The organism is Marinobacter sp. F4216, assembly GCF_019931195.1.
GTDB lineage: Bacteria > Pseudomonadota > Gammaproteobacteria > Pseudomonadales > Oleiphilaceae > Marinobacter > Marinobacter suaedae.
The window spans coordinates 1-22,964 of record NZ_JAIOUO010000007.1; the positions used below are offsets into that span (position 1 = coordinate 1).

At 57.9% G+C, this 22,964-nt stretch carries 20 protein-coding genes; 11 read left to right on the top strand and 9 right to left on the bottom strand.

Annotation, left to right across the window (positions count from 1 at the left end):
* Positions 1 to 428: 428 nt before the first annotated feature.
* The 6 genes from K8I84_RS13815 to K8I84_RS13840 form a co-directional block, all read right to left on the bottom strand.
* Entirely contained in the window at positions 429 to 3,944 is a 3,516-nt protein-coding gene (locus K8I84_RS13815) for a PAS domain-containing hybrid sensor histidine kinase/response regulator (protein ID WP_223795369.1), read from the bottom strand.
* Between the two features lie 44 nt (positions 3,945 to 3,988).
* Positions 3,989 to 4,495, bottom strand: a complete 507-nt coding sequence (locus K8I84_RS13820) for a hypothetical protein (protein ID WP_223795370.1) — start codon at positions 4,493 to 4,495, stop codon at positions 3,989 to 3,991.
* 86 nt (positions 4,496 to 4,581) lie between these two features.
* Positions 4,582 to 6,348 carry a sodium:solute symporter family protein gene (locus K8I84_RS13825; RefSeq protein WP_223795371.1) on the bottom strand — a complete coding sequence of 589 codons (1,767 nt, stop codon included), beginning with the start codon at positions 6,346 to 6,348 and terminating at the stop codon, positions 4,582 to 4,584.
* 6 nt (positions 6,349 to 6,354) lie between these two features.
* A complete protein-coding gene (locus K8I84_RS13830) occupies positions 6,355 to 6,618 on the bottom strand; it encodes a DUF4212 domain-containing protein (protein ID WP_070968380.1) in 264 nt (87 codons plus the stop codon).
* A gap of 195 nt (positions 6,619 to 6,813) precedes the next feature.
* On the bottom strand, positions 6,814 to 7,521 hold the full coding sequence (locus K8I84_RS13835) for a PolC-type DNA polymerase III (protein ID WP_223795372.1): 708 nt from the start codon (positions 7,519 to 7,521) through the stop codon (positions 6,814 to 6,816).
* A gap of 17 nt (positions 7,522 to 7,538) precedes the next feature.
* Complete coding sequence (locus K8I84_RS13840; RefSeq protein WP_223795373.1) at positions 7,539 to 9,458, bottom strand: putative nucleotidyltransferase substrate binding domain-containing protein; 1,920 nt, start codon at positions 9,456 to 9,458, stop codon at positions 7,539 to 7,541.
* 177 nt (positions 9,459 to 9,635) lie between these two features.
* On the opposite strand from K8I84_RS13840, the gene smrA reads away from it, so the two are divergent.
* From smrA to K8I84_RS13885, 9 genes are all read left to right on the top strand, one after another.
* A complete protein-coding gene (gene smrA, locus K8I84_RS13845) occupies positions 9,636 to 10,217 on the top strand; it encodes a DNA endonuclease SmrA (RefSeq protein WP_223795374.1) in 582 nt (193 codons plus the stop codon).
* Positions 10,218 to 10,299: 82 nt separating this feature from the next.
* Complete coding sequence (locus K8I84_RS13850; protein ID WP_223795375.1) at positions 10,300 to 10,494, top strand: hypothetical protein; 195 nt, start codon at positions 10,300 to 10,302, stop codon at positions 10,492 to 10,494.
* Between the two features lie 79 nt (positions 10,495 to 10,573).
* On the top strand, positions 10,574 to 11,056 hold the full coding sequence (locus K8I84_RS13855) for a (2Fe-2S)-binding protein (protein ID WP_223795376.1): 483 nt from the start codon (positions 10,574 to 10,576) through the stop codon (positions 11,054 to 11,056).
* A gap of 1 nt (position 11,057) precedes the next feature.
* Positions 11,058 to 13,265 carry a xanthine dehydrogenase family protein molybdopterin-binding subunit gene (locus K8I84_RS13860; RefSeq protein ID WP_223795377.1) on the top strand — a complete coding sequence of 736 codons (2,208 nt, stop codon included), beginning with the start codon at positions 11,058 to 11,060 and terminating at the stop codon, positions 13,263 to 13,265.
* On the top strand, positions 13,258 to 14,253 hold the full coding sequence (locus K8I84_RS13865) for an XdhC family protein (RefSeq protein ID WP_223795378.1): 996 nt from the start codon (positions 13,258 to 13,260) through the stop codon (positions 14,251 to 14,253). Before K8I84_RS13860 ends, K8I84_RS13865 begins: the two co-directional genes overlap by 8 nt.
* A gap of 47 nt (positions 14,254 to 14,300) precedes the next feature.
* Positions 14,301 to 14,927 (top strand): methylthioribulose 1-phosphate dehydratase, encoded by a 627-nt coding sequence (locus K8I84_RS13870; RefSeq protein WP_223795379.1) that lies wholly within the window; start codon positions 14,301 to 14,303, stop codon positions 14,925 to 14,927.
* Positions 14,924 to 15,481 carry a 1,2-dihydroxy-3-keto-5-methylthiopentene dioxygenase gene (locus tag K8I84_RS13875; RefSeq protein WP_223795380.1) on the top strand — a complete coding sequence of 186 codons (558 nt, stop codon included), beginning with the start codon at positions 14,924 to 14,926 and terminating at the stop codon, positions 15,479 to 15,481. The genes K8I84_RS13870 and K8I84_RS13875 overlap by 4 nt, the downstream gene beginning before the upstream one ends.
* Positions 15,481 to 16,173, top strand: a complete 693-nt coding sequence (mtnC, locus tag K8I84_RS13880) for an acireductone synthase (RefSeq protein ID WP_223795381.1) — start codon at positions 15,481 to 15,483, stop codon at positions 16,171 to 16,173. The genes K8I84_RS13875 and mtnC overlap by 1 nt, the downstream gene beginning before the upstream one ends.
* 27 nt (positions 16,174 to 16,200) lie before the next feature.
* The gene (locus K8I84_RS13885; RefSeq protein WP_223795382.1) at positions 16,201 to 17,259 is read left to right on the top strand and encodes a DUF3080 domain-containing protein; all 1,059 of its coding nucleotides are present in this window, start codon (positions 16,201 to 16,203) and stop codon (positions 17,257 to 17,259) included.
* A 15-nt stretch (positions 17,260 to 17,274) separates the two neighbouring features.
* On the opposite strand, the gene K8I84_RS13890 is transcribed toward K8I84_RS13885, so the two are convergent.
* The 3 genes from K8I84_RS13890 to arsC form a co-directional block, all read right to left on the bottom strand.
* The gene (locus K8I84_RS13890; protein WP_223795383.1) at positions 17,275 to 17,652 is read right to left on the bottom strand and encodes a DUF2069 domain-containing protein; all 378 of its coding nucleotides are present in this window, start codon (positions 17,650 to 17,652) and stop codon (positions 17,275 to 17,277) included.
* 62 nt (positions 17,653 to 17,714) lie between these two features.
* A complete protein-coding gene (wrbA, locus tag K8I84_RS13895; protein ID WP_223795384.1) occupies positions 17,715 to 18,320 on the bottom strand; it encodes an NAD(P)H:quinone oxidoreductase in 606 nt (201 codons plus the stop codon).
* A 48-nt stretch (positions 18,321 to 18,368) separates the two neighbouring features.
* The gene (arsC, locus tag K8I84_RS13900; protein ID WP_223795385.1) at positions 18,369 to 18,722 is read right to left on the bottom strand and encodes an arsenate reductase (glutaredoxin); all 354 of its coding nucleotides are present in this window, start codon (positions 18,720 to 18,722) and stop codon (positions 18,369 to 18,371) included.
* Positions 18,723 to 18,793: 71 nt separating this feature from the next.
* Here arsC and K8I84_RS13905 point away from each other — a divergent pair, with 71 nt between their 5' ends.
* Together K8I84_RS13905 and dnaE are read left to right on the top strand one after the other, a co-directional pair.
* On the top strand, positions 18,794 to 19,261 hold the full coding sequence (locus K8I84_RS13905; RefSeq protein WP_223795386.1) for a TlpA family protein disulfide reductase: 468 nt from the start codon (positions 18,794 to 18,796) through the stop codon (positions 19,259 to 19,261).
* Positions 19,262 to 19,307: 46 nt separating this feature from the next.
* The gene (gene dnaE / locus K8I84_RS13910) at positions 19,308 to 22,799 is read left to right on the top strand and encodes a DNA polymerase III subunit alpha (RefSeq protein WP_223795387.1); all 3,492 of its coding nucleotides are present in this window, start codon (positions 19,308 to 19,310) and stop codon (positions 22,797 to 22,799) included.
* The last annotated feature ends 165 nt before the right edge of the window (positions 22,800 to 22,964 follow it).

Sequence of the window (22,964 nt, forward strand, 5' to 3'; positions counted from 1 at the left end):
TGCGCCGATGGTAGTGTGGCATTGCCCATGCGAGAGTAGGTCATCGTCAGACTCCTAATACCAAAACCCCCGACAGCGTCGCTGCCGGGGGTTTTTTATTGCCCGTAGGAAAACCTGTTCGAAAAGAGTTTTTAACTTGTTGGTGGTGGCTGTCTGGTAGGAGGAACCCCGTTTGAGGCTTGATTCCATATAGATGCGGCTCGGAGCAATCGCGCCTGGAAGTGTTGCATCGATCTTTCCCTGTGCCGAGCCTGCGGGTTTCAACCCAGAGGCGTTCCAAGTGCACCGGACATGTAAGTTAAGGGCTACAGGCGGACGGGTCTGACTTCCACGAGGTTCTCCTGATCGCTATTCCATCACTCGGTAATTCAATCAGAAAATACGGCTTGCCGCAGGTATCGGTTGTTCTTGGGAGTCCCGCTTAGGCATCAATGTTTCTGCTTGAGCAGTTTGTTAACGAGCGCCCTGAGTGCCGCCGGTTTCACTGGTTTGTAGAGTACATGGTAGCCCCGGTCGTTGGCGTCTTCCCGCACTTCGGGAGCCATGTAACCGGTGATCAGGATGCCCGGAATGTCTTGCTGACAATGGTTTCGGATACTGTCCATGGCGTCCAGGCCATTTTTGTTATCGTCCAGCTGGTAATCGGCAAGGATGATTTCCGGTACCCTGTCGCCAAGTTGGTCTAAGGCATCTTCCAGGCTTTCTGCCGCAGTTACATCGCATTGCCAGTTGCCCAGCAACGCCACCATGCCCTGCAATATGGAGGAGTCGTTATCGATACACAGCACCTGCAGACCCTTCAAATTGGAAACCCGGCGTGAGCCCACAATGGAAGCGCTTTTGAGAATGCTGTTTTTTTCCGGTTTGGCCAGGGGTACGGTGATGCCAAACAGGCTGCCGCGGCCTTGCACCGAACGAACGGTCACAGGGTGGTTCAGCATGCCGCTGATGCGTTCGACAATGGCGAGCCCCAATCCCAACCCTTTCTTGTCTCGTCCCTGCTGGAAACGCCGGAATTCCTCGAAAATATGATTCAACTGGTCTTCGGGTATACCCGGTCCGGTATCCCAAACATCAATCCGGATAAAACCTCGGAGCCGGCGGCAGCCAAGCAGGATCTTGCCGTGGGGTGTATAGCGGATAGCGTTGGACAGGAAATTCTGAATGACGCGACGCAGTAGTTTGGAGTCGGAACGTACCCACGCCGAACTGGGAACCACGCGCAGCTCAAGGCCGCGGTCCTTGGCGATGGCCGAGAAATCCGTGGCAAGGTGGCGCAGCATGTCATTGATCGGGAATACGGCGATGTCGGCCTCCAGTGCCCCCGCGTCCAGCTTGGAAATATCCAGCAGGGTACTGATGATTTCCTCGGCAGCCCCCAGCGAGCTGTCGATGTGTTCAACCAATTCGCGGGTTTCGCCATCCGTAGTCTTTCCCGCCAAAGCTGAGGAAAATAGCCGGGCCGCATTGAGCGGCTGCAGGAGGTCGTGGCTGGCCGACGCCAGGAAGCGGGTTTTACTCTGATTGGCCTGTTCTGCCACAGACTTGGCCTTGAGCATCTGTTCGTTGATGACCTGCAGCTCCTGGGTCCGCTCCTTCACCCGTTGTTCCAGGTAGATGTTGGTTTCCTTCAAGGCCTGTTCCGTGCGGCGCATCGGCGTAATGTCCTGGAACGTGGTAACGTACCCTCCGCCGGGAATAGGGCTGCCATCGATCCGCAGGACCGTGCCATCGGGGCGTTGACGCTCAAAAGACATAGCTTTTCCATCACGCATGTTGGCACAGCGCTCGGCAATGATGTCGTCGATCCGTCGGGCGCCAAGGTTTGCATTGGTCAGGTTGTAGCGCATCAGGTCTTCAATGGGACGACCGGCACGCACAAACCCCTTTGGGTAATTGAACAGTTCCAGGTATCGACGATTCCACACCACGAGTTGCTGCTGATGGTTCACCACCGAGACGCCAAGGCTGATGTTTTCGATCGCCGATTGCAGCAGCTCCCGGCTGAAGGTCATGGCCTGGGAGGCTTCATCGACAATGCTGACGACGTCCTCAATCTGCATGTCACGACCAGTGAGAGTGGATTCCAGTACCACCCTGGCAGTCGAGGCACCAATGACGGACGCCAGCTGCCGTTCGATGTATTTCATGAGATGGGTGGATGCCGGCCGGTGCGGATTCAGACGGATGGCGTTACGACGTTCGTAATTGCGGAAAACGGTTTCTGACCGCTCTTCGCCCATGAATCTATCTGTCAGGGCCTGGAGGTCGGAAATCAGGATCTCGCCCTGCCAGCTTTGTAGCTGAGGGGTATCGTTTCGGGGTTCCGGGTCGTGGAAAAAGGAGGCAATCTGGATTTTTTCCCGGACACGTTGACGGGTGAGCAGGGACAAGGTGACATAGGTGATCACGTTGATCCCCAGGCTCCAGATAATGCCGTGACTTACCTGGTCGACATCCATACCAAACAAGGCAGTGGGGCGCGTCCAGCTGAGACCCCAGATACCCTGATTTATCAGGGATTCGGAAATCCAGCCAGTGGTTGTCAGTGCAGGTAAAAGCAGGGTGTAACACCACATAAGGAAGCCGAGTGCCAGACCCCAGACCGCACCTGTGTAGTTGCCCCGACGCCAGATAATGCCTCCGACCAACGCCGGACCGAACTGGGCGGCTGCAGCAAAGGAGAGGAGTCCGAAGGCAGTGAGGCTGTGATCTTCGCCGGCCATCCGGTAAAAACCATAGGCTGTCAGCAGCACCACGAAAATGGCAATTCGCCGAATACTGAGCAGCAGGAAACTCAGGTCGGTACGCCGGTTCATCCGGGGCCGGAAGAATTTCAACAGTGCCGGCATCACGATTTCGTTGCTGACCATGGTGGCAATTGCAACGGAGCAAACGATGACCATAGCCGCGGCCGCTGAGCCGCCCCCCAGAAACGCCAGGATCGCCAGCCATTCTTCGCCCGCCTGAATCGGAAGCTGCAGGATCAGGATATCGGGATTGAACTGTTCACTTCCTGTCGTCAGCAGGCCGGCTGCGGCTATCGGAAGGACAAAGGCACTGGCGATGATCAGGTAAATGGGCATGGCCCAGCGGGCAGTGCTGAAGTCTCGGTGATCGGCATTTTCCACCACCATCACGTGGAACTGTCGGGGCAGGCAGATAATGGCCAGCATGGCCACGAGTGTTTGGGTGATAAAGGCCGTCGGGTTAACGTTGTCAGTCGTCAGGACCCCGCCAAGGTTGGCTTCCCGGACCTGATGAAGTAAATCCCCGAAGCCGTTGTAGAGGCCAAAGCCGACGAACAGGCCGACCGCCACGAAGGCAATAAGCTTGATAAGGGACTCGAAAGCCACCGCCTGGATCATACCCCGGTGGTGCTCGGTGGACTCGAGGTGTCGGGTACCAAACAGTACAGTGAACACCGTCAGTGCCAGGGTGATGTACCAGGCTGAGTCGTTCCAGGCCGAGGAGCCCCAGGGCAGGGGACCGGTGCCGCTGTCTGACAGTACATTGAAGCCCATGGAGATGGCTTTCAACTGGAGCGCGATGTAGGGAACGCTGCCGACCAGTGCAAATACCGCGATCATGGCGGCGAGCAGCTGAGACTTGCCGTAGCGTGAGGCAATGAAATCGGCAATCGAGGTGCTGTTGCTGCGTTTGCTGATGTAGATGATTCGGCGCAGCAGGGGAGCGCCGAACACAAACACCAGCAGGGGGCCGAGATAGATGGGCAGGAACGCCAGGCCTTCCTGGGTTGCCCGGCCAACGGCACCGTAGAAGGTCCAGGATGTGAAGTAAACCGCCAGTGACAGGGCGTAGATCTGAGTTCGTGTCACCCTGCGCCGGTACAGCCCTGCCCGTTTGTCGCCGGCCCAGGCGATGACAAACAGGAGCGAAATGTAGGCGATGGAAATCAGTGCCAGTAGCCAGGGGCTAAACATGTTGGGACAACTCCGTCAGGGCCAGGCGATTCACTCCCAAGGGATTAGCTGGTGCAAATAGTGTTTAACAGAGTGTCTGAGTTACCCAGCACTTTCAGGTTATCGACGCGGGGTTGTCCGTCTGATCCGAGGGGAACCAGTTCCCGGGTCTGGCAGTTAAGCAGGTGAATGCGGTGGGAAACGGCATCGGACAGCTTCTGTTCGAACCGATAGAGGGTAAAGCTCACCACTTGGGGATTGCCGGTTTCACGACTGATGCTATCGGTATCGACGATGGAGAATGCGTTGACGTAGGGGAATGCAAAGGTCCAGGGACGCCAGACCATGCCATCACTTTCGGTGTCGACAATGACGGCTTCATCGGGTAACAGCTGCTTCTTGTGGTCGTACCAGGTGTATTCGCCATGAATCAGATAGGCCAGCATGCCGGCACCGGCAAATACCGGGATCAGCCATTTTGGCGCTTTGTTGCGGGTGGTGGCACGGATGCCAAGTGCAATGCCGGCGGCGCCAAGGCCGCAAAATACTGTGGCGACAAACGTCCAGAACATATTTTTACTTCCTCAAAAATAGATGGGCTTCCTCGTTGAGGAAGCCCATCCAGTCCAACTCACTGAGTCAATGAGATGGGTGGTGCTTAGTGATCCTGGGCCTGGCCTGCGCCGCGCGGATAGCGAACGCTTTCTACCAGTTCCTGAATCTCAACCGGCGGTTCCTCGGTCGCATTCGACACAAGGAAGGCTACCGTAAAGTTGACGATGGCACCAACTGCACCGATGGACAGCGGTGAAATGCCCAGCACCCAGTTTTCCGGAGTATCCGGCAGGTTGTTGGTGCCTGGGATGAACAGCCAGCCCTTGTACACGAAGATGTACGTCAGGGTGAAGCCCAGACCAGTCAGCATACCGGCAATGGCGCCAGTATTGTTCACCCGCTTGGAGAAGATACCCATCATCAGGGCAGGGAACAGGGACGCCGCAGCGATACCGAACGCCAGTGCGACCACCTGCGCCGCGAAGCCCGGTGGGTTAGCGCCAAGCCAGGTGGCCACCACGATGGCTACCGCCATGGAGATCCGTGCAGCCATCAGCTCTCCCTTCTCGGTAATCTTCGGGTTGATGGCACCTTTGATAAGGTCGTGGCTCACCGCCGAGGATATCGCCAGCAGCAGACCCGCTGCTGTGGACAAGGCTGCAGCCAGACCACCGGCGGCAATCAGGCCGATAACCCAGCCCGGAAGGTTGGCGATTTCCGGGTTGGCCAGTACCAGGATGTCCCGGTTGACCACCAGCTCGTTGCCCTTCCAGCCGCGGGCGTTGGCCTCGGCTTCGAAGGCAGGAGATTCGTTATACAGCTGAATGCGACCGTCTTCGTTCTTGTCGGTGAACTGAATCAGGCCGGTGACTTCCCACTCCCGGATCCAGTTCGGGCGATCTTCATACTGAATCGCTTCCGCTGACGTTCCATCCGGATAGATGGTGGTCATCAGATTCAGACGAGCCATAGAAGCAACGGCCGGCGCTGTCAGGTACAGGATGGCGATGAACACCAGGGCCCAGCCTGCTGACCAGCGAGCATCAGCCACCTTCGGTACGGTGAAGAACCGGATGATAACGTGGGGCAGGCCGGCAGTACCGATCATCAGGGACAGGGTAAACAGTACCATGTTCAGCTTGTTGTCCACGTCGGCGGTGTATTCGTTGAAGCCAAGATCGGTGATCACTTCGTTGAGCTTGGTCAGCAGCGGAACGCCAGAGTCCACGTGAGTTGAGAACAGGCCGATCGCCGGGAGGGCTGTGTCAGTCAGCTGCAGAGAGATGAACACCGCAGGAATGGTGTAGGCAATAATCAGAACGCAGTACTGGGCAACCTGGGTGTAGGTAATGCCCTTCATGCCACCAAGAACGGCGTAGATGAAGACCACGATCGCGGCAATCATCAGGCCCATGGTGGAATCCACTTCCAGGAAGCGGGAGAAGGCTACACCGGCACCGGCCATCTGACCGATAACGTAGGTAACGGAAGCCACAATCAGACAGACGACCGCTACCAGGCGGGCATTCTTGCTGTAGAAACGGTCGCCGATGAACTCAGGAACCGTGAACTTGCCGAACTTCCGCAGGTACGGGGCCAGCAGCATCGCCAGCAGAACGTAACCGCCGGTCCAGCCCATCAGGAAGGTGGAGTTGGCGTATCCACCGGCGGCAATCAGGCCCGCCATGGAGATAAAGGATGCCGCGGACATCCAGTCAGCACCGATGGCCATACCATTGGTGACGGGGTGGACCCCACCGCCGGCCACGTAGAAATCCTTGGTGGTACCGGCCTTGGCCCAGATAGCAATCAGGATGTACAGGAGGAATGACCCCCCAACGAACATTATGTTGATGGCAAACTGACTCATTGGTTCTTACTCCTCGTGTACACCGAATTTTTCGTCGATCTTGTTCATGCGCCAGGCGTAGTGAAAAATCAGGGCAATGAATGTGAGGATGGAGCCTTGCTGGGCGAACCAGAAACCAAGGTCAGTGCCGCCGACGGGAATTCCCGCGAGCATGGGACGTAAAAGAATGGCGAAGCCATAGGAAACCAGGGCCCAGACGACCAGGCTCCCGACAATCAGGCGGAGATTCGCCTTCCAGTAGTTTTCAGCATCGTAGCTATGACCAGACATAGGATCGCTCCTCGCTTTGTTGTTGTTTAAATACAGGGTGTTGCTAGTCGATATTCCGTGTTGCGATGTTGATATTTATATAGTCGTTTTTCTACTTATTATCCTGCCTGACTTTACCCTTCAAACCATTTATAGGTATTGGCAAAAGGTCTAACAGTCAGTAAGTTGCGAGCGGTATTGCCGGTGAGATCCACGCTAGAACCGGTGCATGTTCTGTAGCCGACGATGATACTGAAGTTTGGTGTTGAGCTGCTCAACGGTTTTTACGCCGTCCTTAATGGCTTTGTTTATGGCAATCAGTGTCAGCTCGGCTGTGGCCATGGCGTCCGCGGCAGCATGATGGCGGGTGCTGAACTCCAGACCAAAGTGTTCTGCCCAGTGATCCAGCCCCTTACCACCGGGCTTGATATCCGGGAACAGGGCCGGTAATAGATCCGCTGCATCCATCCAAAGGTGATTGCGTGTATAGCCGATCTGAAGCTTGAGGGCCTTCTCCAGGAACTTCTGATCGAAGGCGGAGTGGTAGGCCAGGATGGGGTCGCCATTCATCCACTCCAGAAGGTACAAAAGGGCATCCTGGGTTTCGTGTCCGTGGGTGAGGGCTTCGTTGCCTATGCCATGGATCAGAACAGTTTCGTCGATATTCAGTTCCGGCCTGCGCAAGATCAGGTCGAACTGGTCGTCCAGGTGAATGACACCGCCCTGGATAGCCACGGCACCGATGGCTATCACTTCGTCCCTGGCGGGGTTCAGGCCGGTGGTTTCCAGATCCAGGATGATCAGCCGGCAGTCGTCGAGCAACAAATTGCCCGACGTTTTGGGTTCTGGCAGGTTACTGAAGTCATGTTCGCCGATCTGCCGACCTTTACGCCGTTCAATCCACTGCCTGATCCGCTCCAGCATGGTTGCCTGTTCCTTGCTCAGAATTGGTAGGTGACTTCCAGTTTCTGTTGCAGGCGCTGGGCCTGGCGGAAGGACTCCCTGAGAATCCGGCGGTCCAGTGGATTGAGGTCGTCCGGGTCAATGTAGTTTGACAGCTCTTCACCCTCTTTGAGCATTTCCTGGTGAGCCCGCATCCGGATGGCCTGAATCAGGCTATAGGCTTCGCGCCAAGCATTGCCATCTTTCGCATCGAAAATGCCTTTTTTCACCAGCGCCGACATGCGCTCCAGTGTGTTGGCGGTTTCCACTCCGTTGGCCAGGGCAAATACCCGCACCGATTCAACGAACGGAGCCAGGCCTTGCCGTTTCAGGTCCAGGGCCCGGCGGTGGTCGCCGTCGGAAACGTAGCGGAAATGTCGGAACATGGTCAGTGGGGGCTTTCTTTGCAGGGCGTTGCCCGCGAGCATTTTTTGGAACAGGGCATTTTTGCGGATCCGGGTCAGGACCTTGTCGAGCAGAAGGCGAAGGGGCTCGGTGTCACCGTAGACGGCACGCATATCGAGAAAGATCGACGAATAAACAAGATTCTGGGGCGTGGATGCATCAATGAACCGGATGAACCACTCGTCCCACTCGTCGCCGCTAAGGCACAGTTTCGGGTTGCTGGCCATAATGTTGCCCTTGCACAGTGTAAAGCCGCACTCAGCCAGTTCTTCATTGACTGTGCGGGCAAAGGGCAGGAGTTTCTCCCGGACCTGATCCGCGGTCATGCCCTCCGGCGTCTGGAACAGAATGCCATTGTCCTGGTCGGTCAGCAGCGTCTGTTCCTGTCGGCCTTCGCTGCCAAACGTCAGCCAGGTGAAGGGGATGCCTGGATCGTTGCGCTTCAGGTTCAGCTCCAGAACCCGTCGAACGGTGACATCGTTCAGGGTGGTAATGATCTTTACGACCTGGCCTGAGTCGGCACCATGGGCGAGCATTGAATCCACCAGACGAGACACATCCGATCTCAGGCTCACCAGGGTTCGCAGGTGGGTGGCGGTACCGATGGTCCGGGCGAGATGGACCAGGTCCACACGCTGCAGCGAAAACAGGTCGCGCTCAGAGACCACGCCAATCAGGTGCTCTTCCTCATCCACGACGCACAGGTGTGCAAAGTGGTGCTCGGCCATGAGCATAGCCGCTTCAAAGGCGTCAGCGTCCGACGTCAGGGAGCTGGGGTTGCGGGTCATCACCTGGCCAATGGGGGTATCAAGCGGGCTTTTTCCCTCGGCGACCATGGTGCGTAGATCCCGGAGTGTGAAGATGCCGGTGGGGTGGCGGTTGTCGTCGGTGATGATGATACTGCCGACGTTGTTGTCGTGCATGCGTGCGACTGCCTTGCTGACCGGCAGGTCGGGCGAGCACACAATGGGGTTGCGAAGCGCGTAGTTTTCGAGCGGTGTGTCCAGCGTATTGCTGGAGCCCATGGAGGCCATGGCCTTAGACTGAAGACGCTGGTTCACCTGATCCAGCAGGCTGCTCACGCCCCGCAGGCAAAAATCCCGGAACGGCTCGCTGTCAGAAAACAGGGTGACAAAGGCATCCTGCTCAATGCTCAGGCAAAAGGTATCCCCGGCGGCCCGGTGAAGGGTGCGGGTGGGGCGCTCGCCGATCAGTGCGGCCAGCGGAAAACATTCTCCCACGCTGATTTCGAAGGTGGTTTCCGTCCGGTCTTCTTTTTCCGACGGGCGCTCACCACAAATCCGGCCCTGCTTCACAACGTAAAAACGTTTTACCACGCCCTCCTCAGGGGTGATTACCGGGTCCCCGTCGGCATAGAAGCGCAGAGTGGCGTGCTCGGCGAAATGAGCGAGGTGGGCATCATCCATGTTGGAAAAGGGCGCGTGTTCCCTGAGGAAAGTCATGATAGCCCGTGTGTTCTGTGGCCGGTTGCTGTCCTGGGGGGAGCCTGCCATGAAAAAGTCCTTTTCCTTTTTATTATCGGGTCTGCCGACCCATAGTTTAGTTCACCGAGAGGGCGAAAATCGTTTCGATCTTGGTCGAAGTTCAGGGCTGTGTCTCCGCTGCTTTATGGCCGGCGGAGTGGATGGTAAAGTCATTCGGTTGTTAACCATTAATTCAGTAGCATCGTCATGACGACTAAAGAAGAACGTCTGAGCTTCCTGGAAGAGATGAAAGACGTTCGGCGTATCAAGAAGCCCAACCGGGCGGATATCAAAGCGCCGAAGGACCTGACGCCCGGGCATCTGGAGCGCCAGCGTGCGGCGACTGCCAGGCCCATTATTGACCGGAATCCACTGACCTCCGATATGGTCGAGCCTCTCAAGGCTCATGATGTCCTGGAGTGGATGCGACCGGGGGTTCAGCACGGTGTCTTTCGTAAACTCAGGCTTGGGCAATACCCCATTGAAGCCCGGTTGGATCTGCATCGGATGACTGTGGAAGAGGCGCGCCGGGAAGTGTTCACGTTCATTGGAGACTGCGTTCGCTACGGATTGCGCTCGGTGATCATCCTGCATGGCAAGGGTGAACGGAATCCAGATGGCATTGCCCAGTTGAAGAGCTATCTGGCCACGTGGTTGCCGGAACTCAATGATGTGCTGGCGTTTCACTCGGCTCAGAAACACCATGGCGGAACCGGAGCCGTGTATGTCATGGTGCGCAAAAGTGAACGGGATAAACAGAATAATCGTGAGCGTCACGGAAGCCGATAACAGGCTTCCGTGACGCTCACTTTTGATAAAAACGCCCTTGAAAGGGTGGCTAAAAAACGAATTACGCGAGTAGAGGTATCTTGTGAAGAAATTGATGTTGGTGATGGTGGCGATGGCTGCCCTGGCTGGTTGTAAAGACCGGGTTATCTGGAATGACAATGGCAAAATGAGTGGTGCAACCAGCGAAAATCGTGAGATCTGGAATACCAATGGCAAGATCAACAACGCGGACCGGAAAATCTGGGTGAATGCTGACGGCAAGGAAGTGGTCAAGTAACCGTTGGTTGATTCGAACCAGCCAACAATAATCGCCGCCCTGAAAGGCGGCGCGCAGAGAGCAGATGGAGCACAGGGATATGGCATTACGCCTGACGGTAAACGGCGAAGCGTGTTCGCTGGAGGTTGACGGAGATACCCCGCTTCTGTGGGTGGTTCGTGACGAACTGGGGTTGAAGGGCACCAAATTCGGCTGTGGTGCCGGGTTGTGCGGCGCCTGCACGGTGCATCTGAATGGTCAACCTGTCCGGTCCTGCTCCACGCCGGTTGAGATGGCAGCTGGCGCTGAAGTGACGACCATCGAAGGACTGTCTGAAGGGGATCAGCTTCATGCGTTGCAGCAGGCCTGGATTGATCACAACGTGCCCCAGTGTGGTTATTGCCAGTCAGGACAGATCATGAGCGCGGCTCATCTGCTGGCTAACAACCCGACACCCTCCCGGGACGACATCGTGGCCGCGATGACCGGCAACCTGTGCCGGTGCGGAACCTATTCCCGGATCGTTGCGGCGGTCGAATCGGTCGCCGGTACCGCTGGTTCTGCGGAAAAGGAGGGCGCGTGACATGACCTTGAGTCGACGCGATTTCCTGAAAGTCGGGGTTGGCACTTCCGGTGGACTCATGTTGTCCATGAATCTGGTGGGTTGTGCTGCGGGCGTGAAGAAGGGGTACGAGCCGGAAACCGGAGAATGGACGCCGGACGCCTGGCTGGAGCTCACCACCGATGATCAGATCTTCTTCACGCTGGCTCGTGTGGAAATGGGGCAGGGCACCTACACTGGCCTGACTACCCTGGTTGCCGAGGAGCTGGAAGTGCCTCCTGAAGCCATCACCCCCCGGTTTGCGCCTGCCGCTCCCGAATACCGAAATCCCCTGTATAAACTGCAACTGACTGGCGGCAGTACCAGCCTGGCCACGAGCTGGGAGCCACTTCGAACCGCCGGTGCCTCAGCCCGGACCCTCCTGGTTCAGGCCGCTGCCCGGGTGTGGGAGGTGGATCCGGCCGAATGCACGGCCCGCGATGGCGTTGTCGTGCACCCGAATGGCTCGAATTCGATTCGTTATGGCCGGCTGGTTGAGCTTGCCTCGAAAGAAGAGCTTCGTGATGACGTGGCTCTGAAGCCCCGTAGCGAGTGGAAATACATTGGCCGTCAGAGAGGGCGCCTGGATGCCCGGGCCAAAGCGACTGGAACCGCTGAATACGGTATCGATGTTGAGTTGCCGGACATGGTCTTCAGCGTGGTCACCCGATCGCCCCGATATGGCGGCCGGGTGGCTTCGTTCAACCGGCGCGATGTGCAGGCAATGCCCGGCGTGATCGATGTGATTGAAATCGAGCGGGGCGTTGCCGTTGTGGCAGAAAGCTACTGGAAGGCCCGTAAAGCCCAGAATGAGCTGACCGTCGAGTGGGATTTCTCCGACGCGTTCTCGATGTCCACCGACCAGGTGTTCGACTCCTATCGCAAGGCCGCGGATGACGATGATGGGCGCTCCGAACGCAGTGAGGGCGATTTCGAGGAGGCTGCCGATGCGGCCTCACGCGCGGTGGAAGTGGAATACGAACAGCCTTACCTGGCTCATGCCACGCTGGAGCCCATGAATGCCACGGCCTGGTATCAGGGTGGCAAAGCCGAGGTCTGGGCGCCGACCCAGGCACCGGACCTGGGGCAGATTGCCGTGGCACGGGTAACCGATCTGTCGCCTGATGATGTGGTGATTCATACCACTTTTCTGGGCGGTGGATTTGGCCGTCGACTGACCCAGGATTTCATCGAAGAAGCGGCCGAGGTGTCCTACAAGACAGGGCGTCCGGTCAAGGTGATCTGGTCCCGGGAGGAAGACACCCGTCACGACCTGTATCGTCCGGCCATGCTGCATCGGATGAAAGCCTCGATATCTGAGGGCGCGATTACCGGATGGCACCACCAGATCGTGGGGCCTGAAATTCTCGCCTGGTACGTTCGCAACGCCGCGCCGGCCCAGTTCCCCTGGGCGCCCAAATTCATGTACGACACATTGGGGTCGGTCGGCGTCCTGTTTGAAGGTCTGGCGACACCCAAGGATGTGTCCGCCATCGAAGGCGCGGTTGAGTACCCCTACGCTGTGGACAACATCGATATTCGTCACACGCTCACCGACCCGGGCTTGCCCGTGACCTGGTGGCGTTCGGTGGGCTATTCCCACAATGGCTTTGCCGTCGAAACCTTTATGGATGAACTGGCCCATGAGATGGGGAAAGATCCTTATCAGTTCCGACGGGACCTGCTGGCGGATGAGCCCCGGCATCTCGAGGTTCTTGATCGTGCCGCACAGCTGGCGGGCTGGAATAGCCCGGTTCCCGGAGGTCGGGCCCGGGGCATCGCCCTGTTCAAGAGTTTCGGAACCTACATTGCCCAGGTGGTGGAAGCCGGCATCGAAAATGGCGCGATTCGTGTCTACCGGGTGTCCGCAGCGGTTGACTGTGGCCAGGTGGTGAATCCGGATATTGTCAAAGACCAGATCGAAAGCGGTGTGCTGTTTGGTCTGACTGCTGCGCTCTACGGCGAGATCACTCTACAGCAGGGGGAAGTTCAGCAAAGTAATTTCCACGACTACCCCCTGATGCGCCAGTACGAGCGCCCTGAGGTCCAGGTGGATATAGTGGATAGCGAGGAAAACCCCACCGGTGTTGGTGAACCCGGGGTGCCGCCGGTAATTCCGGCGCTGGGTAATGCGCTGTTTGCCCTCACCGGTCAGCGCCAACGTCGCCTGCCGTTGAAGGCCGATGTCTGACCTGACTATGGGCCGGTCCGTTTCGAGCGGCCGCCTCTCGGTGCTTCGGGATGTCCTTGGTTGGTTGGAACAGGGTGAGGGTGTGTGGCTGTGCACCATCGTCCAGACCTGGGGATCATCACCGCGGCCCGAGGGCTCATGGCTGGCCGTCAGCAGTTCCGGTATGTGGAGTGGCTCTGTTTCCGGCGGTTGCCTGGAAGAGGATTTGCTCAGGCGGGCAGCCGAAGGCGGCCTGCTAACACCCGAATTGATCGACTACGGCATAACGGAGAGCGATCAGCACCAGTTCCAGCTTCCCTGCGGTGGGCGCATCAGACTATTGGTGGAACCACTGGAAGGCGAGCGCTCAGCCGGGCATGTGGCTGCGTTGGTCGATGCCCTTGAGCAGCGCAGCCCCGTTTGTCGGCGGGTTTCAGTAGCCGGTGAGGTGGAGCTCGAGCAGGCCCCCTTCGGCGGACGATTCCACGTACATTTTGATGGCGCAGAGTTGCAGCACCTGTTGCAGCCCGAGTGTCGTTTGCTGTTTATCGGGGCTGGTGAAGTGGCCCGTTACGCCGCAGAATTCGCCAGCGCCGCCGATTTCGACGTGACTTTGTGCGAGCCGCGGGAGGCATTTGCCGCTGGCTGGAGTCACGCGAATATTCCCCTGGTTCGGCGATTGCCAGATGACCTGATTGCGGAGCGGTTCAGTGACGCATGGTCGGGCATTCTGGCGTTGGCGCACGATCCTCGGGTGGATGATATGGGCTTGTTGGCCGCACTCCAATCTGATGCCTTTTATGTCGGCGCCATGGGGTCGAAAAAAACATCGGCTGCGCGACGGGAGCGACTGGCTTCGCTGGGTGTGGATGAGGCATCGCTCCAGCGCCTGAAGGCGCCCATAGGTGTGAGCATCCCCAGCAAGACTCCCGCAGAGATTGCCATTTCCATCGTTGCCGACCTGATTGCCGAGCGGCATCGTTTGCGGCAAACCTCTCCAGCCCTATAATGACGGGATTCAGCGTCCTCGGGCGCGCCTGATTCCAGGGAGATAACGTGTTTGACGTAACCCGATATGCGAAAGCTGCGGATTCGATCATCGAGGCCGGACGTTTCCTGTATCAGCGCGGCTGGTCTCCTGCGACCAGCAGCAACTATTCGGCGCGGCTGGACGAACAGCATATTGCCATCACCGTATCCGGCCGCCACAAAGGCGATCTGGGGTCCGGTGATGTCATGGTGGTGGATCTGGCGGGTAACCCCGTACAGAGCAGCAGTCGTTCTTCCGCGGAGACGCGTCTGCACACGGTGCTGTATGAGCTGTTTCCGGAGGTGGGTGCCGTTGTGCATACCCATTCGGTGAAAGCCACGGTGCTGAGCCGGCTGGTTGCCGCCGGGCACTCTCTGATACTGGAAGGCTATGAATTGCAGAAGGCCTTTTCCGGTGTTGATACCCATGAATCCACCCTGACCATTCCGGTCTTCAATAACAGTCAGGATATCGACGCGCTGGCGGAGAAGACCAAACAGTGGTTTGCCTCCCATCCCGGGCAGCCGGGATATCTGATCCGTGGCCACGGCCTCTACACCTGGGGAGAGACCATGGAGGATTGCCTGCGCCACGTGGAAGCGTTCGAATTTCTGTTCGAGTGTGAACTTGAAGCCATGAGGGTTCGACCATGACAATCTTGAGCATTTTTGACTCCAGTCAGCCAGACGAGGCAAAGAAGGTGACCGACGATTCTTCAGAGATTCGGGCGTTGCTGGCGGAGCAGAGCGTACGTTTCGAGCAGTGGCCCACCAAAGACCTGCCAGACGATGCATCACAGGATGAGATTCTGGAGGCCTATCGAGAGGAGGTTGAATCCCTCAAGGCTGAATGCGGCTTCCAGACTGCGGATGTGGTGAACCTGAATCCGGATCACCCTCAAAAAGAGGCCTTCCGCCAGAAGTTCCTGGATGAGCACACCCACAGTGAAGACGAAGTTCGCTTCTTCGTACGTGGCCAGGGCCTGTTTTACCTGCATTTCGGCGATCAGGTGTTTTCCGTGCTGTGCGAAAAGAACGATCTGATCAGCGTGCCCGACGGCACTCGTCACTGGTTTGATATGGGCCCGGAACCCAGGTTTACCTGCATCCGCTTGTTCACTAATCCCGAGGGCTGGGTGGCGGACTTTACCGGCGACGATATCGCCAGTCGGTTGCCCCGCTACGAGGCCATGGTGGGAGGGGCGTAATGATCCGGGTGGTTCTTACCGACATCGAGGGCACGACGAGTTCGATTTCTTTTGTCCATGACGTGCTGTTTCCCTACGCCAGCGAACATCTTCCGGGCTTTATTCGCGACAATTACGAGCGGCCCGATGTGGCCGAGCAACTGGATGCAGTGGCGAAGAGCACCGGTCAGGATCGCCAGGATGTGGATGGCCTGATTGAGACCCTGCTGACGTGGATTCGTGAGGATCGCAAGGAAACTCCGCTGAAAGCGTTGCAGGGCATGATTTGGGAATACGGCTATGACCGGGGGGAGCTGAAGGGGCACATTTATGAAGATGCCGCTCACCATCTGCGGCTCTGGCATGATCGGGGCTTGCGCCTGTTCGTATACTCCTCCGGTTCAGTGCAGGCCCAGAAACTGATCTTTGGTTACACTACCGCCGGTGATTTTACCCCGTTTTTCTCCGGTTATTTTGATACCCGAATCGGGGGCAAGAAAGACGCCGGCTCTTATCGCAACATCGTTGCTGAGCTTGGGGTGGAGCCCTCCACGGTGTTGTTCTTGTCGGATGTGGAGGCCGAGCTGGAGGCCGCCGAACAGGCCGGGCTGGAGACCGCCTGGCTGATACGGGAGGGCGAGGTGCCAGAAGACGCTGGCCGGTTTATCGCCCGCGATTTTTCGGAGGTGGAATCGTTGCTGCGCAAGCAGTGAATTCCGCCGGATTACCCGGAGGTACCCATGCCCGGAGTCGTTTGGTGCAGAGCCCTGATTCCGGGCGTGTTCGCAGGTTTGCTCAGCGCCTGTAATCCCTTCTCTGATGCCCGCCCAATGATGGATGAATACGTCGAGCGGGTCGCCCGGGTTCTGGAATTGGAACCTGAACTCTCGGACATCCCTGCTGCCTCTCAGATGCCCCGGCGACGTGACCGGGTATTGTCCATGCCCGAGCTGGAAATGGGTATGCTGGACTTCCTGTCCCTGTACGGTTGCGAGCTTCAATTCGTGGTGGGAGAGAAAAACTCGGTTATGGGGCGGGTGATGCAGCCTCTGAACCGGTTGAGGTACGAACTGAAGTTCATTGAGTCGGCCGAGGAGTGCCTGCCGGAGATCGAGAGGGAAGCGCTGGCTGGAGAGCTGGAGGCTGCGATCGAAAGCAAGAAGGAATCTCTGCCCATTGCCCTGTGGAATGCTACCTGGGGGGCGGAAGAGGTCGAGACCCTGTTCACCCTCGCCAAGGGACATTATCCGGTAGCGGCGGAAGGTAACCCGGTGTCGGATCTGGCGCTGGATGCCCAGCAACTGAATGAAGCGGTGGCCGATCTTCTGGCTGGCAGGCTGTCCGTGGATCTTGATTTTGCCGGTGGCGTGCAACAGCGCTGGCAAGCCGAGTATCGCGCCGGACAATTGATCAACAGTGCGGCGCTGGTGACTGCCCGCTTGAACGATGCAACTGCACTGATCGAAGGGCGACTTGAAGGGCGTCCTTTGTGCCTGAATGGCAAGCCCAACAATCAATCTGATATCGTTCAGAGCATGTTTTTCAGCGTGTATATCGAAGAAATTCAGCCGTATCTGAGCGACATCCAGCGGGCACGCCAGGCGTTGCTGGAGCCGCTGGCGCAGCTGGCGGCATCCCAGCGGTCGGTAATGCCCGGCAGTTTCACTGACTGGTTTCGGCAACACCTGTCCCAGACATCGGATCAGGGCATCTGGGCTGAGCTGGACGAGGCCATCGCTTCCCATACACGAAGCTGGCAAGAGTTGTTGGGCCAGTGTGGGATGCGGCCGGGCAGCTAGGGCTGCCCCGGTCTCTTACTCCGCTGAATTTGCCGGCGCCGGTAAAGGCCTGTTTACCTTCAGGTGCACCATGGCAAAGGTAAACAGCAGGAACGTCAGAACGGTCAGCACGACAGGGCCGGTGCCTCCCTCGCTGAGCCACGCAGACACCAGCGCCTGAGTGAAGTAAAAGATAACCACGAAAGCCATCCAGATATAGCCCCGGTTGTGCCCCCGGAACACGGGCACGGCAAAGACCAGGAGGGGGATCAGTTTCACGGTCAGCATCAACGGGATGGAGACGCCCTCGACCGGAGCTGGGAAAAACGTGGTGAGCACCAGGGTAACGAGCACCGCCAGGTAGGTGGCGATGGTCAGTCGGGCGGTGTTCCGGGCTTTCGGGTTATGGAGCATGCAATTGTATCCGCGTATTAAAGAATGCCTTGGTTAAGGTACGCCGTTCAGAGACGGGCGTATCAATTGGAGAGTTTGTCAGCGAGTCTTGCCAGGCGCTCACCAAATGCCTGGCACAGTTTCTTCTCGGTATCGGTCAGCGCCTTTTGTTCCTCGGTTCCCGCCCAATGTGTCGGGCCGTATGGGGTTCCGCCTGCATCGGTAGCGGACAGTCCCTTTTCCGTGTAGGGCAGTCCGCACAGCACCATGCCATGGTGGAGCAGGGGGACCATCATGGTGAGCAGGGTGGTTTCCTGGCCTCCATGAAGACTGCCCGTTGAAGTGAACGCGCCAGCCGGTTTGCCTGCCAGGGCACCGCTGAGCCACAAGTCTCCAGTGGTATCGAGGAAATGTTTGAGAGGCGCCGCCATGTTGCCAAAGCGGGTCGGGCTGCCCAGGGCCAGGCCGGCACAGTTGGCCAGATCCGACTTAGTGGCGTATGGCGCTCCGTTATCCGGTACTGCAGGCAAAGCGGCGTCCGTGTCCGGAGATACAGGTGGCACGGTTCTCAGCCTTGCTTCCATGCCGCTCACCCGGGCGATGCCACGGGCAATCTGCTGGGCCAGTTCGGCGGTCTGGCCATTTCGGCTGTAATACAGGACCAGAACGTAGGGTGACGGCTCTGACATCGCGCTCTCCTTTGCGGTCGCGGGTGACTGAACGAGTTTGGTGCTGACTTAAAGAATGGACAGCACGTTTTCCGGCGGGCGTCCGACGACGACTTTGCCATTGGCCAGTACGATCGGACGCTCGATCAGTTTGGGGGTGTTCACCATGGCGTCAATCAGCTGCTCCCGGGAGAGCTCTGGGTTATCCAGCCCCTGGGATTTGTATTCGTCTTCCTTGGTGCGCATCAACTGCCGGGGCTCGAAATCAAGGGCGGTCAGGATGGCATCCAGTTCCTGAGCTGTCGGTGGGGTTTCCAGGTAGCGTATAATCTCAGGTTCGATACCCCGATCGGTCAGCAGTTGCAGGGTTTGGCGAGATTTTGAACAGCGTGGGTTGTGGAAAATCCGGGTAGCTTCTGTCATCGTCGGGCCTGACTTTATCAAGGTGAATACGTCGGTTTCGAAAGGCCGGTAGTCTAACAGGAGGAATTCACGTGCAGTACCCTGGGAAACAGCGGTTTTTTCGCCGGACCATCGCCCTTGGGATATTTTCCCTGGTACTTCTCCTGTCTGGATGTGAGAAGATCGAACTTCAGCGCGCTGAAGGAGCGAAGCTGAATTGGGACCAGCTCCGTGGCCAGTGGGTGCTGGTGAACTACTGGGCGGAATGGTGCAAGCCCTGTCTGGAAGAAATTCCCGAACTCAATGCTCTTGATATCGCCCCTGACATTGCCGTGCTGGGGGTGAATTTTGACGGCATCCAGGGGCAGGCTCTGGAAGAGCTGGGTAAGCGTATGGGCATTGAATTCGTTCTACTGGCAGAAGACCCGGCGGCCAAGCTGGGGTGGGACGTCCCCATCGCGTTGCCGGCCACCTATATCGTGGGCCCCGACGGCGACCTGGTCGAAGCGCGTTTTGGTCCGCAGACCGAAGATGATATCCGGAGTTTGATTGGCGGCTGAACCGCCCGTACTCCCAATGAATTTTCAGCAGGACACACCTGACGTTATGCCGAACACCTTTGTACACCTGCGGGTGCATTCCGAATATTCCATGGTTGATGGCCTGGTTCGAGTGAAGCCGCTGATTGGCCGCGTGGCCGAACTGGGCATGCCCGCGGTCGGGCTGACCGAGCAGTCCAACATGTGCTCGCTGGTGCGCTTCTACAAGACGGCCCTCGGCGCTGGCGTGAAGCCGATCATTGGCGCTGATCTCTGGCTGGACAACCCGGAAGAACCGGAAAATCCCTTCCGGGTGACACTGCTGGCGCGAAATAACGATGGCTACCTGAACCTGACTGAAATCATTTCACTCGGTTACACCGAAGGGCAGCGGTTCGGCAAGCCCATTGTCCAGCGCAGCTGGCTGGAACAGCGTGCCGCTGGTTTGATCGCCCTGTCGGGCGGCAAGCTGGGTGACGTGGGCAGGGCACTGCTGGCTGGCAAAGCAGATTTGGCCCGGGAGCGTGCGGAATACTGGAAGAACCTGTATCCGGGCAGCTATTACCTGGAACTTCAGCGTACCGGTCGTGCCGGCGATGAAGAGTGTCTGCACATGAGCGTGGACCTGGCCCGGGAGCTGGCTTTGCCGGTTGTGGCCACCAACGATGTGCACTTCCTGCATGCCGAGGATTTCGAAGCCCATGAGGCGCGGGTGTGCATCGGTGAAAGCCGCACCCTGGATGATCCCCGACGGGACCGTCGCTTCAGTGATCAGCAGTATCTTCGCAGCGCTGAGGAGATGATCGAGCTGTTCTCCGATATCCCGGAGGCGGTCGAGAACACCGTAGAGATTGCCAAACGCTGCTCCGTAAAGGTCCGGATGGGCGAGTACTTCCTGCCGAACTATCCAATCCCGGATGGCATGACCATGGACGAGTATTTCCGCAAGGTGTCGGAAGACGGCCTGGAAGAACGCCTGACGACCATCCTGAGCAAGGACGATCCGGAATACGACAGCAAGCGGGATGCCTATTACAAGCGGCTCAACTTCGAGCTCGATATTATTATCCAGATGGGGTTCCCGGGTTACTTCCTCATCGTTATGGACTTCATCAAGTGGGCCAAGAACAACGGCGTGCCCGTGGGGCCAGGCCGGGGTTCCGGTGCCGGCTCCCTGGTAGCCTATGTGCTGCTGATTACCGATCTGGATCCGCTGGAATACGATCTTCTGTTCGAGCGATTCCTGAACCCGGAACGGGTCTCCATGCCCGACTTCGACGTTGACTTCTGCATGGAAGGCCGCGACCGGGTTATCGATTACACGGCCCGCAAATATGGCCGGGAAGCCGTTTCCCAGATCATCACCTTCGGTACCATGGCTGCGAAAGCGGTGGTGCGGGACGTCGCCCGGGTGCAGGGCAAGTCCTACGGGCTGGCGGACAAACTTTCCAAGCTGATTCCGTTCGAAGTCGGCATGACCCTGAACAAGGCGATCCAGGAAGAACCGCAACTCAAGGAGTTCCTGGAACAGGATGAAGAAGCCCAGGAAATCTGGGAGATGGCGCTCAAGCTTGAGGGTGTCTGCCGGAACGCGGGTAAGCATGCGGGGGGCGTGGTTATTGCGCCCACCAAGATTACCGACTTCTCACCCCTGTACTGTGATGACGAGGGCGGCAGTCTGGTCACCCAGTTCGATAAGGGGGACGTCGAGGAAGCCGGGCTGGTCAAATTCGACTTCCTGGGTTTGCGGACGCTCACCATCATCAAGTGGGCGCTGAACATGGTGAACCCGCGAAGGGAAAAGCGCGGAGAACAGGCGCTGGATATTGCCACCATCCCCCTGGATGACAAGCGATCCTTCGAGATGCTGAAGCGGGCAGAAACGACCGCCGTGTTCCAGCTGGAATCCCGGGGTATGAAAGATCTGATCCGTCGACTTCAGCCGGATAACCTCGAAGACATGATCGCTCTGGTAGCCCTGTTCCGACCGGGGCCTCTGCAGTCGGGCATGGTGGATGACTTTATCGACCGAAAGCACGGACGCCAGCCTCTGTCGTACCCGCATCCGGATTACCAGTACGCAGGCCTGCAGCCAGTGCTTGAGCCCACCTATGGGGTCATCCTGTATCAGGAGCAGGTCATGCAGATCGCTCAGGTGATGGCTGGCTATACCCTCGGTGGCGCCGACATGCTTCGGCGAGCCATGGGTAAGAAAAAGCCCGAAGAGATGGCCAAGCAGAAGGCGATCTTCATTGAAGGTTGTGAAAACAACAACATTGACAGGACCCTCGCCGAAAACATCTTCGACCTGGTCGAAAAGTTTGCCGGCTACGGCTTTAACAAATCGCACTCTGCCGCTTACGCACTGGTGTCCTATCAGACTTTGTGGTTGAAAGCCCACTATCCGGCCGAGTTTATGGCCGCCGTACTGACCGCCGATATGCAGAACACCGACAAGGTGGTGACGCTGGTGGAAGAGTGCCGGAACATGAAGCTTGACCTTCTGGTGCCAGATGTCAGTCGGTCGGAGTACACCTTCACGGTCAACGACGACGGCCAGATCGTTTACGGTCTCGGTGCCATCAAGGGACTGGGTGAGGGACCGATCCAGGCCATCGTTGAGGGGCGCGGGAACGGTGAGCCCTTCCAGGATATCTTTGATTTCTGTCGTCGCATCGACATGAAAAAGGTCAACAAGCGAGCCCTGGAAGCACTGATCCGATCCGGTGCGATGGACAAGCTCGGCCCCAGCCGTGCCCAGCTGATGGCGAGTATCGACAAGGCCATCCAGCAGGCCGCGCAGCAGTCGCGCAACGAGTCGGTGGGCATGATGGATATGTTCGGCGAAGCCCTGATGGGGGGCGGCGAGGATGGCGGCGGCGACCCCTACGAGGACGTGGCCGGTATTCGTGAGTGGCCAGAGAAAGAGCGCCTCAAGGGTGAAAAGGACACCCTGGGGCTCTATCTGACAGGGCATCCGTTTGACGAGTATGAGAGAGAAGTTCGGCGTTTCGTCCGCAACTCCATCGCTGATCTGAAACCCAACAAGTCGCCGCAGCGCGTTGCCGGCCTGGTGGTCGCTCAGCGCACCATGAAGACCAAGTCCGGCTCCACCATGTGTTTCATCACCCTGGATGACCGGAGTGCGCGGATTGAAGCCACCCTGTTCTCGGAAACCTTCATGGAAAACCGGGAATTGCTGGGTTCTGATCAGGTCATCGTTGTGGAGGGTGTGGTCAGCCACGACGATTACTCCGGCCAGATGAAGATGCGGGTGAGCTCGGTGATGGATGTAGGTACGGCGCGCCAGCAATTCAGTAAAGGGCTGAAGCTCGTGCTGCACTCCAAGCAGTTGCAGAACGGTCTGCTCGACAAGTTGGATACCACCATGCGTCCATTCCGCTGTGAGGGCAGTCCTGTCTGGATCGAGTACAGCAGCGATCAGGCTCATACCCGCATCGAGCTGGGCGAAAGCTGGCGGGTTCAGCCGGATGACAACCTGCTTCTGGAGCTTCGTTACCTGGTTGGCGACCAGTCGGTGGAACTGGTCTATGATTGAAGAAGTCCGGCAAGGTTCTGGGCGCCATCGCGGCTGACGTATTGAAAAGTTAAGCTTTTGTCAGAAAGCGGACTCATACCAATGTCCGCTTTTTCCAAGCAGTGGGCGCTGCTATCTTTGTCCCAAATTCTGGTTTGGCGGGGAGGATTCCCTGTCAGGTAATCA